The sequence below is a fragment of the Polaribacter sp. YIW18 genome (genome assembly GCF_057219325.1).
Genome location: NZ_JBXVVE010000007.1, coordinates 88,958 through 101,439, shown reverse-complemented (window position 1 = coordinate 101,439; position 12,482 = coordinate 88,958). Strand labels below are relative to the sequence as shown.

General features: G+C 30.5%; 16 protein-coding genes and 2 tRNA genes. All 18 read left to right on the top strand.

Features of this window, described 5'->3' with window-relative positions:
* Window positions 1-72: 72 nt before the first annotated feature.
* The 18 genes from AC2D6T_RS08875 to AC2D6T_RS08790 all read left to right on the top strand — a co-directional run bounded on the left by AC2D6T_RS08875 (window position 73) and on the right by AC2D6T_RS08790 (window position 12,396).
* Window positions 73-495 (top strand): hypothetical protein, encoded by a 423-nt coding sequence (locus AC2D6T_RS08875; protein ID WP_298948360.1) that lies wholly within the window; start codon window positions 73-75, stop codon window positions 493-495.
* Window positions 482-772, top strand: a complete 291-nt coding sequence (locus AC2D6T_RS08870; RefSeq protein WP_298948359.1) for a TIGR03643 family protein — start codon at window positions 482-484, stop codon at window positions 770-772. Before AC2D6T_RS08875 ends, AC2D6T_RS08870 begins: the two co-directional genes overlap by 14 nt.
* A 58-nt stretch (window positions 773-830) precedes the next feature.
* Window positions 831-1,529 carry a GTP cyclohydrolase I FolE gene (gene folE / locus AC2D6T_RS08865; RefSeq protein WP_298948358.1) on the top strand — a complete coding sequence of 233 codons (699 nt, stop codon included), beginning with the start codon at window positions 831-833 and terminating at the stop codon, window positions 1,527-1,529.
* A 3-nt stretch (window positions 1,530-1,532) separates the two neighbouring features.
* Window positions 1,533-1,757, top strand: a complete 225-nt coding sequence (locus AC2D6T_RS08860) for a hypothetical protein (RefSeq protein ID WP_298948357.1) — start codon at window positions 1,533-1,535, stop codon at window positions 1,755-1,757.
* 79 nt (window positions 1,758-1,836) lie between these two features.
* Window positions 1,837-2,052: a hypothetical protein gene (locus AC2D6T_RS08855; RefSeq protein WP_298948356.1), complete on the top strand. Its 216-nt coding sequence runs from the start codon at window positions 1,837-1,839 to the stop codon at window positions 2,050-2,052.
* A gap of 7 nt (window positions 2,053-2,059) precedes the next feature.
* Window positions 2,060-2,743 carry an SDR family NAD(P)-dependent oxidoreductase gene (locus AC2D6T_RS08850; RefSeq protein ID WP_484681247.1) on the top strand — a complete coding sequence of 228 codons (684 nt, stop codon included), beginning with the start codon at window positions 2,060-2,062 and terminating at the stop codon, window positions 2,741-2,743.
* 4 nt (window positions 2,744-2,747) lie between these two features.
* Window positions 2,748-3,221, top strand: a complete 474-nt coding sequence (locus AC2D6T_RS08845) for a glutathione peroxidase (protein WP_484681246.1) — start codon at window positions 2,748-2,750, stop codon at window positions 3,219-3,221.
* A gap of 5 nt (window positions 3,222-3,226) precedes the next feature.
* Window positions 3,227-3,400, top strand: a complete 174-nt coding sequence (locus AC2D6T_RS08840) for a Lacal_2735 family protein (RefSeq protein ID WP_298948353.1) — start codon at window positions 3,227-3,229, stop codon at window positions 3,398-3,400.
* A 1-nt stretch (window position 3,401) separates the two neighbouring features.
* Window positions 3,402-3,863 (top strand): TspO/MBR family protein, encoded by a 462-nt coding sequence (locus AC2D6T_RS08835; RefSeq protein ID WP_484681245.1) that lies wholly within the window; start codon window positions 3,402-3,404, stop codon window positions 3,861-3,863.
* A 7-nt stretch (window positions 3,864-3,870) separates the two neighbouring features.
* Window positions 3,871-4,329, top strand: a complete 459-nt coding sequence (locus tag AC2D6T_RS08830; protein WP_298948351.1) for an SRPBCC family protein — start codon at window positions 3,871-3,873, stop codon at window positions 4,327-4,329.
* A gap of 1 nt (window position 4,330) precedes the next feature.
* Window positions 4,331-5,635: a cryptochrome/photolyase family protein gene (locus AC2D6T_RS08825; RefSeq protein ID WP_347186489.1), complete on the top strand. Its 1,305-nt coding sequence runs from the start codon at window positions 4,331-4,333 to the stop codon at window positions 5,633-5,635.
* Between the two features lie 265 nt (window positions 5,636-5,900).
* Window positions 5,901-5,974: transfer RNA gene (locus AC2D6T_RS08820), tRNA-Thr, on the top strand.
* A gap of 62 nt (window positions 5,975-6,036) precedes the next feature.
* Window positions 6,037-6,111: transfer RNA gene (locus AC2D6T_RS08815), tRNA-Pro, on the top strand.
* A gap of 558 nt (window positions 6,112-6,669) precedes the next feature.
* Window positions 6,670-7,275 carry a uridine kinase gene (gene udk, locus AC2D6T_RS08810; RefSeq protein WP_298948349.1) on the top strand — a complete coding sequence of 202 codons (606 nt, stop codon included), beginning with the start codon at window positions 6,670-6,672 and terminating at the stop codon, window positions 7,273-7,275.
* A gap of 2 nt (window positions 7,276-7,277) precedes the next feature.
* Window positions 7,278-7,595 (top strand): FtsB family cell division protein, encoded by a 318-nt coding sequence (locus AC2D6T_RS08805; protein ID WP_298948348.1) that lies wholly within the window; start codon window positions 7,278-7,280, stop codon window positions 7,593-7,595.
* Window positions 7,595-8,941 (top strand): methylmalonyl-CoA mutase subunit beta, encoded by a 1,347-nt coding sequence (locus AC2D6T_RS08800; protein ID WP_484681244.1) that lies wholly within the window; start codon window positions 7,595-7,597, stop codon window positions 8,939-8,941. Before AC2D6T_RS08805 ends, AC2D6T_RS08800 begins: the two co-directional genes overlap by 1 nt.
* Window positions 8,934-10,997 carry a methylmalonyl-CoA mutase gene (gene scpA / locus AC2D6T_RS08795; RefSeq protein ID WP_484681243.1) on the top strand — a complete coding sequence of 688 codons (2,064 nt, stop codon included), beginning with the start codon at window positions 8,934-8,936 and terminating at the stop codon, window positions 10,995-10,997. Before AC2D6T_RS08800 ends, scpA begins: the two co-directional genes overlap by 8 nt.
* Window positions 10,998-11,028: 31 nt before the next feature.
* Entirely contained in the window at window positions 11,029-12,396 is a 1,368-nt protein-coding gene (locus tag AC2D6T_RS08790) for an NAD-dependent succinate-semialdehyde dehydrogenase (protein WP_484681242.1), read from the top strand.
* Window positions 12,397-12,482 lie beyond the last annotated feature (86 nt).

Genomic DNA, 12,482 nt, shown 5'->3' with positions numbered 1-12,482 from the left:
TTTATTGTTAATTTTTGTTTAATCTATAAAGCTAATGATTAAACACAATTTAATTTTATGTATCTTTGAGTGATGATATTTAATACCACACACAAAAACAAAGATGCTACAGCAACCATAAATGATATGGTTGGAGACGGTTACTCTTTTGTTAAATCTATAAAAATGGGTGGTACAGGTTCTAAAAGAATGATGATTGCTAGTGTAAGCCCTGGTTTTATAAAAGTAATAAACACCATTGCAGATATTAATTATGGCAACATAGAATTAAGAGAAAAAGGAATTTTAGTACACATTACAAAAGGTCTAAAAAACTTTAGTTGGGCCATTCCCTACTATCAACTGCACACTTATAAAACTGATGGTTTTAGTGTACATGCACAAGGTAACTTTGTAAGATTTCAAAACAATAAATTACTAAAAGAAAATAAAAAATTTATAGACAAATTAATCAACATAAAAATAGAATACGATAAACAATATGAATTCCATTAGCAGTAAAATACTTAGTGGTATATCAATTGATAGAATTATAGAAATGGCTTGGGAAGATAGAACAACTTTCGAGGCGATAGAATTTCAGTTTGGTCTCAAAGAGCAAGAAGTAATCAACTTAATGCGTAGAGAAATGAAACCAAAAAGCTTTAAAATGTGGCGAAAAAGAGTTCAAGGTAGAAAAACCAAGCATCAAAAATTAAGAACCTTTGCAAAAGGAAGGTTTAAATGTTCAAGACAAAAATCAATATCAAACAACTCTATAGCTAAAAGATAAAAACCGTGCTTTGATTTAAATGGGAGTTTTTAAAGACAGCACAATAAAAAGACAAAAAATGACAACAGACGTAGTATTAAAGGAAAAAGAGGTTTCAGAAAATTTAAATGGGTTCTCTATTGAAGAAGTGGGCGATGACCATCTTTTTACAGGATTAGAAACACCTATGAAACCAGATGCTTTTAAACTTTCTGACACACAAAAGAAAGAAAAAATTGCTTCACTATTTTCAGAAATAATGGATGTTATGGGCTTAGATTTAACAGACGATTCTTTAAAAGGAACTCCCCAAAGAGTTGCAAAAATGTATATAGAAGAAATTTTTTCTGGCTTAAACCCAGCTAACAAACCAAAAGTTGCCTTATTTGATAACAAATATCAATACAACCAGATGTTGGTAGAAAAAAATATTACATTTTATTCTAACTGCGAACATCATTTTGTACCAATTATAGGAAAAGCCCATGTTGCATATATCTCTTCTGGTAAAGTTATTGGTTTATCTAAATTAAATAGAATTGTACAATATTATGCTAAAAGACCTCAAGTGCAAGAAAGGTTAACCAACCAAATTGCAGAAGAACTAAAAGCAGTATTAAACACAGAAGATGTAGCCGTAATTATAGATGCAAAACACTTATGTGTTTCTTCTAGAGGTATTAAAGATGATACTTCATCTACCGTTACTTCTTTTTTTGGAGGACAATTTAATACTCCAGAAAAAATAGCAGAATTACAAAACACTTTAAATTACTAAGTTATGGATTTAATAAACAAAGCATTAGAATTTGAAACAAGAAAAATGAGGTTTCCTACAACCAGCGATAGAATTATGGCGGCTAGAGAAGCAAAATCTTTAATATTAAGCCTAAATGAGGTTTATAAGAAAAATAAAGATGATAAAATTATGGATATCATGAAAAGACTAACCGTAATTAAACAAAGAATAGAAAAACGCTTAAAAGGAAAACCGCTAACTGCGTAAATAATCAACATTTTTATTGCTTATCTAAGTTTTATAATTATATTACCAAAATTATTTAAAAATAGATTAAAGTATTAGAATGAATTTATTAGAAAGAGCAGTTGAGTTTGAGAATAGAAAATTCTCTTTTAAGACCACAAGTGATAGAATTTTAGCCTCTAGAGAAGTAAAAGCACTTATTTTAGAGTTAAATGAAGTATATAAACAAAATAAAGATCCAGAAATTATGGATCAAATGAAGCGTTTAACAGCTGTAAAGCAAAAAATTGAAAAACGCTTAAAAGGAAGACGATAAAAATAATATGGGCAATATAGTAGTAGTTGGAGGTAGTAAAGGAATAGGGCAAGCAATTGTAAATTCTTTAATAGAAAAAAACAAAATTTTTAACATTAGTAGAACTGCTCCTTTGCAATCTCACGCTAACTTAACGCACTATAATTGCGATATCCTTTCAGATGATTTACCTGATTTAGACGCCATAGATACTTTAATTTATTGCCCTGGCAGCATCAACTTAAAACCAATTTCTAGACTAAAATTAGACGATTTTAGAGACGATTTTGAAATTAATGTTGTTGGCGCAGTAAAAGCAATACAACATTACTTACCAAAAATAAAAAACGCTAAAAATCCATCTATCCTTTTATTTAGTACAGTAGCAACCAAATTAGGAATGCCTTTTCACGCAAGTGTTGCAGCAGCAAAATCGGGTGTAGAAGGTATTACCAAATCTTTAGGTGCAGAATTAGCACCAACAATTCGTGTAAATGCAATTGCACCCACAGTTACAAACACAGATTTGGCCGCTAAACTTTTAAGAAACGAACGTATGATAGAAAATATCACAGAACGTCATCCGCTTAAAAAGTTTTTAAAACCACAAGAAGTTGCAGATTTAGCAACATTTCTTATATCAGAAAAAGCAAACTCAATTTCAGGTCAAATTTTTGAATTAGACTGCGGAATTGTGAACTTCAAAATATAAAAAAATGACAAACATCTACGACATTAAAATCAATAGCTTACAAAATAAAGCTATTGACCTATCTGAGTATAGCAATAAATTTATTCTTTTTGTAAATGTGGCCTCTAAATGTGGCTTTACATCACAATACAAAAGCTTAGAAGAATTGTATAAAACCCATAAAGAAAACCTGATGATTATTGGTTCTCCTTGCAATCAATTTGGTAGTCAAGAACCTGGCACTGCAGAAGATATAGAAGCTTTTTGTAAAGTAAATTTTGGCGTTACTTTTTTAATGACAGAAAAAATAGATGTAAAAGGTGACAATCAGCATGCACTTTATACTTGGTTAACTGATAAAAATTTAAATGGCACAAAAAATTCTACTGTTAAATGGAATTTTCAAAAATACTTAGTATCTCCAGAAGGTAAATTGGTAGATTATTATTTTTCTATTACCAAACCAACCAGTGCTAAAATTACAAAACACTTAAAATAATTACAATGTTTGGTATATTTAAAAAGAAGACAGAAGAAGAAAAACTTCAAGAAAAATATAAGAAGCTAATGGAAGAAGCCTACAAGCTACAATCTATTAACAGAAGTGATAGCGATACAAAATATAAAGAAGCAGACGATATTTTAAAGAAAATAGAAGCTATACACGGCAAATCCTAAAATGAAACAACTCAAATTAACCTTGCTTTTTTTAGTAATAACCTTTGGTGGTTTGGCTATTGGTAGTTGGTTAATGGCAAATGGTCCTCTTTCAGTTTGGTACATCAATTTAAAAAAAGCACCTTGGACACCTCCAGGATTTGTTTTCGGTTTGGCTTGGTCTATCATTATGATTTGTTTCTCAATTTACTTAGGCAAACTTTTTTTAAAAGCAAACACACAAAAAAATAAGCTTATTTTTTTATTGCAATTTATTTTAAATGTTAGTTGGAATTTTATTGTTTTTAATCAGCACTTAGTTTTATTAGGATTGATAAACATAATTTTATTAACCTCTCTTCTATTTTATTACTACTTTAAAGCACCCCATAAAGTAGAAAAATATAAATATTTATTACTCCCTTACATGATTTGGTTGTGTATTGCAACCTCTTTAAATCTATACATTTTAGTCTATAATTAATACAAATATGTACAAACTTCATAAAAAACAAAACGTTCCTATTTCTTTACAAGAAGCTTGGAATTTTTTAAAAAGCCCGAAAAATCTAGAGAAAATGACACCTAAAGAAATGGGGTTTAAAATTATTGATGGGGCGAATAAACCAACCTATGCTGGCCAATTAATTAGTTATGAAGTAACACCGCTACTTGGTATTAAAACCAAATGGGTTTCTAAAATTACACAGGTAGAACCTTTAAAATATTTTACAGACGAGCAATTATATGGGCCCTATGCTTTATGGCATCACACCCATTTTATTAAAGAAATTGACGGAGGTGTAGAAATGGAAGATTTAATATATTACAAAGTCCCCTTAGGTTTTATAGGTAGATTATTTCATCCTATTTTAGTAAAACCTCAATTAGAAAAAATATTTAAATTTAGAAGTGAAAAATTAATAGAACTCTTTGGAGAATACAAGTAAGATGAGTAAAAAGGTAAATATATTTTGGTTTAGAAGAGATTTAAGGTTAGATGATAATGTAGGTTTTTACAATGCTTTAAAAGGCGATTACCCTGTACTTCCTATTTTTATTTTTGATGAAGAAATACTCTCTAAATTACCAAAAAATGATGCTAGAGTCACTTTTATTTTTGACACATTGCAAAAAATGAGAAATACTTTGCTAGAAAAAAACCAAAGTAGTTTAGCAATGTATTATGGAAAACCAAAAGAAATTTATAAAAACCTTTTAAAAAAGTATGAAATTCAAACGGTTTTTACCAATAGAGATTATGAACCTTATGCTATTAAAAGAGATTATGAAATTAAAGAACTTTTAGAAGAAAATAACGTTGCTTTTACAACTTTTAAAGACCAGGTTATTTTCGAGAAAAACGAAGTTGTAAAAAAAGATGGCAAGCCATATGTAGTGTATACACCTTACATGAAAGTTTGGAAAGAGAAATTTAAAACCTATAATTTAGATATTTATTATACAAATTCGTATTTAAAAAATTTAATTAAACACACTCATTTACCCAACTTAACATTGTCTGACATAGGTTTCAAAAAAGCTAACCAAGAAATAGAACCTTATACAGTAACACCAACCTTAATACAACAGTATGAAGATACACGTAACTTTCCTGCAAAAGATACAACTTCTAAACTAGGACCTCACTTACGCTTTGGTACAGCAAGTATTAGAAAAATGATTACCAAAGCAATTGCAGAAAAAAACGAAATATTTTGGCAAGAATTAATTTGGCGAGAATTTTTTATGCAAATCTTATGGCATTTTCCAGAAACTTCAAAAAAATCTTTCAAGTCTAAATACGACCGAATTGAATGGAGAAACAATGAAGAAGAATTTAAAAAATGGTGTAATGGGCAAACAGGCTATCCTTTGGTAGATGCGGGCATGCGTCAACTAAACCAAACAGGTTTTATGCATAACAGAATTAGAATGTTAGTAGGTAGTTTTTTATGCAAACACTTATTAATAGATTGGAGATGGGGTGAAGCTTATTTTGCAGAAAAATTACACGATTACGAAATGGCAAGTAATGTAGGTAATTGGCAATGGGTTGCTGGTTCTGGTGTAGATGCAGCTCCTTATTTCCGAATTTTTAACCCAACTACACAAATAAAAAAATTTGATAAAGATTTAGAATACATAAAAAAATGGGTTCCAGAATTTCAAGAACTCACCTACACAAAAGAAATGGTAGACCATAAAGAAGCTAGAGAACGTTGTTTAAAAACGTACAAAGAAGCCTTGAATTAATATTTTAAACAATCGTTTTTTAAGTAAAATAAGCTTTGATATGACATTTAAAAACAGCAGAAAACAACAAATAGATAAAACTATCGTTTTTATAGTGTAGGATAGAAAAATTGTGAATTCAATTTTTTTCTATGCTATGTAAATTATTATTTTTTTCTTGATAAAAGCTTCAATAAAAATTGAAGCTTTTTTTTATGAAAATAACTTAAAAATAGTTTGCCAGTTTTTATATTTTATATTTTATTTGCGCTCGTAAATTTTAAAAGCCGATGTAGCTCAGCTGGCTAGAGCAGCTGATTTGTAATCAGCAGGTCGTGGGTTCGAGTCCCTCCATCGGCTCTTCTATTTAAAAGTCTCAAACAATATTTTTTGAGACTTTTTTTGTATTTTAGCAAAGTATTCGGGATGTAGCTTAGTCCGGTTAAAGTGCTGGTCTGGGGGACCAGAGATCGGAGGTTCGAATCCTCTCATCCCGACTTTTTCTTTCAATAAAAAAACCTACTTTATTGATAACCTTATCATCTTTTGAATGATCGTCTCTTAATAATATTTAACTTCATAAATTTAAAATTTGATTGATTAGAAAGTGGTTCTTAGAGCACTAAAGTGACATTTATGATTTCTAAAAATACAAACTCCGTTTTATAGACAAGAAATCAAGCATTGTGTTAGAAACTAATCAGAAAACAACAATTAAAAGGATGCTCTAAATGCAAAAACCCCTATCTGAATTAACCTAATTAAGTACAGCAATACGAACAATAAAGAAAAAACGAGATGGATTTATAAACAACATACATAAGGTTACAGAAATTACTAAAGATTATAAAACTTAGTGAAAAATTTAATATTAACAACCCCATAACTAAAGAAGTGTATAAAGTTTTATAAGAAGACCTTACTTTTTTAATACTTTTAACAATTGAATTACACATAAAGTTGACTCTGAAAAAGAACCTGAATAAACCTTATTTTTATATTTTTGTAATATCTTTACTTTAACAAGTTAATTTTTATCAAAATTATAATTTTATATGCTAATTATTGGAATTGCAGGTGGTACAGGAAGTGGAAAAACAACTGTTGTAAATCAGATTATTAAACAATTACCAACAGATGAAGTTTGTGTAATTTCACAAGACTCATACTACAAGGCAACAGACAATTTATCTTTTGAAGAAAGAACTAAAATAAATTTTGATCATCCAAGAGCTATCGATTTCGAGTTAATTATAAAACACTTAAAAGCATTAAAATCTGGTAAAACAATCAAGCAACCGGTGTATTCTTTTGTACAACACAATAGAACCAAAGACACTGTTAAAACGCATCCACGAAAAGTGGTTATTGTAGAAGGTATTTTAATTTTTAATAACAGCGATTTAAGAGATTTGTTTGATATTAAAATATTTGTACATGCAGAAACAGATGAACGTTTGATAAGAAGATTAAAAAGAGATATTACAGAAAGAGGCAGAGATATAGACGAAGTTTTAAATCGTTACCAAACTACTTTAAAACCTATGCATCAGCAATTTATAGAGCCTACCAAAAATTTTGCAGATTTAATTATACCCAATGATAGGTTTAATAATGTGGCTATAGATATTGTAAGAACCGTAATAAACGAGCGTTTGTAAACATGACTTTTAAAGATCTAAAAAATAAAAAATCCTATAAAATTCTTACAAATGTTTTTGTAATAATTTTTATTCCGTTTTTAATATGGATGTTGTTTTTTGATGAAAACTCTTATTTAGTTCATAGAAAATTTGATGCAGAAATAGATGATTTAGAAAAAACAATTTCTTTTTATAAAAAGAAAATTGCAACAGATAAAGCAACCATAAAAAAACTAAAAGATTCTTTACAGTTAGAGCGTTTTGCAAGAGAAAAATATCTCATGAAAAAAGAAAACGAAGAGATATACATCATAGAATTTGATACCATTAAAAAGTAATGACAAAATTTCTGTTTAACGAATTTGAAGGAACATCACCAGAAGCTTGGAAACAAAAAATTCAAGTAGATTTAAAAGGTGCTGATTATAATAAAACGTTACTTTGGCAGACCAATGAAGGTTTTAACATAAGACCTTTTTATACAAAACAAGATGGTACAAATACTAAGATAAATTTACCAAAAAAAGGATTTAAAATTTGTCAAACTATTTTTATAGACGATGTAAAAATTGCAAATTCTTTGGCTGTAGACGCATTAAAAAGAGGTGCAAATGCCATTCAGTTTAAGGCTTCAAAACCTTTTGATCCAAAGAATCTACTCAAAAATTTTCCTGGAGATACACCTATTTATTTTCAACTTAGCTTTTTAGATGCCAATTTTAAAACTAAACTTGCTAAATTTTGCCATGCTACAAATACATATATTCAAACAGATATTATAGGTAATTTAGCAGCTACTGGTAATTGGTTTTTTAACTTAAAAGAAGACTACAATCAACTAGAAGAAGTAATTTCAGCTTCCAATAATTGTATTTCCGTTTCAGGAGAATTATATCAAAATGCAGGTGCAAACATTTCTCAGCAATTAGCATATACATTAGCACATGCCAATGAATATTTAAATCAGTTTGGTGCAAATGTAGCAGATAAAATAAGTTTCAATTTTGCTGTAAGCAGTAATTACTTTTTTGAAATTGCAAAAATTAGGGCATTCCGAATTTTATGGGAATCACTTTTAAAGGAATATGGCGTAGAAAACAAAGAAGCACATATTTTTACCCAACCAAGTTTACGAAACAAAACTTTATATGACTACAATGTAAATATGCTACGTACCACTTCTGAATGTATGAGTGCAATTTTGGGTGGCTCTAATACTGTTGCGAACGTTGCTTATGATGAAATTTATCATAAATCAAATGAGTTTGGCACCAGGATTTCTAGAAATCAATTATTAATTCTGCAACAAGAAAGTAATTTACAAGAAGCTCAAAATTTTGCAGATGGCACTTATTATATTGAGTCTATTACAAATCAATTAGCAGAAAAAGCCCTAGATATTTTTAAACAAATAGAAAAATCGGGCGGCTTTTTAAAGCAATTAAAAGCGGGAATTATTCAGAAAAAAATTACTGAAAATGCTCTAAAAGAAGAAGAAAAATTCAACAATAAAGAAACCATTTTATTAGGCTCTAATCTACAAATAAATAAAGCTGATAAAATGAAACAAGATTTAGAATTGTATCCTTTTGTAAAGCAAAGAAATATAAAAACATTAATTGCCCCAATCATCAGAAAACGTCTTTCTGAAAATTTAGAAAAAGAAAGATTAGACCATGAGTAGAAAAGATATTTCTAACATAAAGTTGGCAACTAGCCAAAAACGAAAAGCGACAAGAAAAAAACACGAAGATTTTGTAGCCGGAATTGCCCCAAATTTAAGAGGGCCATACAGCACCATGTATGTTAGAAGACCTTGGACAATTAGGCAATATGCAGGTTTTTCTACTGCAGAAGAAAGCAATGCTTTTTATAGAAGAAATTTAAAAGCTGGTCAAAAAGGTTTATCTGTTGCTTTCGATTTAGCTACCCACAGAGGGTACGATTCTGACCACATACGGGTACAAGGAGATGTTGGTAAAGCAGGTGTTGCTATAGATTCTGTAGAGGATATGAAAATTTTATTCGACCAAATTCCTTTGGATAAAATGTCTGTCTCTATGACCATGAATGGAGCTGTATTGCCCATTTTGGCTTTTTATATTGTAGCTGCTGAAGAACAAGGTGTGCCACCAAATTTATTATCTGGAACCATACAAAACGATATTTTAAAGGAGTTTATGGTGCGTAATACCTATATCTATCCTCCTGCTCCTTCCATGAAAATTATTGCCGATATTTTTGAATATACAAGCAAAAATATGCCAAAATTCAATTCGATTTCTATTTCTGGCTACCACATGCAAGAAGCAGGTGCCACAGCAGAAATTGAATTGGCTTATACCTTAGCAGACGGATTGGAATACATCAAAAAAGGGTTAGAAGCAGGTATGGATATCGATTCTTTTGCTCCAAGATTATCTTTCTTTTGGGCCATTGGCATGGATCATTTTACGGAAATTGCTAAATTAAGAGCGGCAAGAATGTTGTGGGCTAAAATTGTAAAACAATTCAATCCTAAAAACCCAAAATCTTTAGCTTTAAGAACCCACTGCCAAACAAGTGGCTGGTCTTTAACAGCACAAGATCCGTTTAACAACGTTGCCAGAACAACTATAGAAGCAATGGCTGCTGCTTTTGGTGGTACCCAAAGTTTGCATACAAATGCCTTAGATGAAGCCATTGCATTGCCTACCGATTTTTCTGCAAGAATTGCCAGAAACACACAAATTTATTTACAAGAAGAAACCCATATTACCAAAACAGTAGATCCATGGGCTGGTAGCTATTATCTAGAGCAACTTACAGAAGATATTGCCAACAAAGCCTGGCAATTGATGGACGAAGTAAAAGAGTTGGGGGGCATGACCAAAGCAATCGAAAAGGGAATTCCGAAAATGAGAATTGAGGAAGCAGCTGCAAAAAAACAGGCAAAAATAGATAGTGGACAAGATGTAATTGTAGGTGTCAATAAATATCAACTAGAAAAAGAAGACCCCTTACATATTTTAGAGGTTGATAATGAGTCTGTAAGAAAATCTCAAATAAAAAGATTAGAAAACTTAAAAGCGACAAGAAATGCTAAAAATGTTACAAAATCTTTAGAGGCTTTAACAAATGCTGCAAAATCTGGTAACGAAAATTTATTAGAATTGGCTGTAAATGCAGCTAGAAACAGCGCAACTTTAGGAGAAATTTCTGATGCTTTAGAAACCGAATTTGGCAGGCATAAAGCAGTTCATAAAACAATATCTGGTGTGTATAGTAAAGAAATAAAAGAAGACAAGCTCTTTCAAAAAGCAAAAGATTTAGCAGATAAATTTGCAGAATTAGAAGGTAGACGCCCAAGAATAATGATTGCAAAATTAGGGCAAGATGGACATGACAGAGGTGCAAAAGTAGTTGCCACTGGTTATGCAGATTTAGGTTTTGATGTAGATATTGGACCACTTTTTCAAACACCACAAGAAGCTACAAAACAAGCTGTAGAAAATGATGTGCATATTTTAGGAATCTCATCTTTAGCTGCTGGCCATAAAACCTTAGTACCGCAAGTTATTGCAGAACTAAAAAAATACGAACGTGAAGACATTATGGTAATTGTTGGTGGTGTAATACCTGCGCAAGATTACCAATATTTATTCGATGCTGGTGCAGTTGGTATTTTTGGCCCAGGAACAAAAATTGCAGAGGCTGCTATAGAGCTGCTTACTATTTTAATTGATAGTGTTGTGGAATAATTTAGATGGTTTCTTAACTTTAAAATAAATTATGAAAACAATACACTCTATAAATCCTGCCACTGAAGAAAAAATTGATTCTTATGATAGAATTTCTGTAGAAATAGCTATAGAAAAAATTGAAGTTGCCCAAAAAGTATACCTAAAATGGAAAAGCACAAGCTTTGAAGTACGTTCTAAATTGATGCGAAAATTAGCAGATATTTTTGATGATAAAAAAGAAGAATATGCCCAATTAGCCACTAAAGAAATGGGTAAAATCATAAAACAATCTAGAAGCGAAATAGAAAAATGTGCAAAGATATGTAGATATTATGCAGATAATATTCAAGATTTATTAGCAGATGAAACTATACAAACAGAAGCTAAAAAAAGTTATGTTACATTTCAACCATTAGGTGTTACCTTAGCAGTAATGCCTTGGAATTTCCCTTTTTATCAAGTAATTAGATTTGCTATACCCGCAATTATGACTGGTAACACAGTAGTTTTAAAACACGCATCTAATGTACAAGGTTGTGCTTTTGCTTTAGAAAATGCTTTTGAAAAAGCAGGTTGTCCAAAGGGCGTTTTCAGCAATCTAAATTTAGAATCAAAAGATATAAAAAATGTTATTGAAAATAAAAACATTATTGCAGTTTCTTTAACTGGCAGTGAACCTGCAGGACGTTCTATTGCTAAAATAGCAGGAGAGAATTTAAAGAAAACGGTTTTAGAATTAGGAGGTAGTGACGCTTATCTATTTTTAGAAGACATCGATATAGAAAATGCTACAGATATTGCTACTTTTGGTAGACTCCAAAATAATGGACAAACCTGTATCGCTGCAAAAAGGTTTATTGTGTTGGCAGAAATTTATGATGATTTCTTGACACTTTTTACTAAAAAAATGGGTGAAAAGAAAATGGGAGACCCCACTAATGAAGATATATTTTACGGGCCAATGGCGCGTTTAGATTTAAGAGACGAAATCCATCAACAAGTTAAAAAAACGATTGAACAAGGAGCTAAATTGGTTTTAGGAGGAAAAATCCCAGAAAGAAAAGGAGCTTATTATCCAGCAACTATTTTAGCAAATGTAAAACCAGGCATGACAGCTTTTGACGAAGAACTTTTTGGACCAGTAGCTGCTGTTATAAAAGCCAAAGACGAAAAACATGCCATAGAGCTAGCCAATAATTCTAATTTTGGTTTGGGTGCTGGAGTTTTTACCAAAGATTTAAAAAAGGGAGAAAAAATTGCTCTACAATTAGAAGCTGGAAATAGTTTTGTAAACAAATTAGTAGTTTCTGATCCAAGATTACCTTTTGGAGGAATCAAAAATAGTGGTTATGGGAGAGAGCTTTCATATTACGGAATTAGAGAGTTTGTAAATACAAAAACAATTTGGATCGAATAATTTTACATAAAAAAGTATCTAATTGCTCTCTATCTTTTACTAAAACCTTTATTTCTTCTAACATTAAATAATCTCTTTTATTTGGT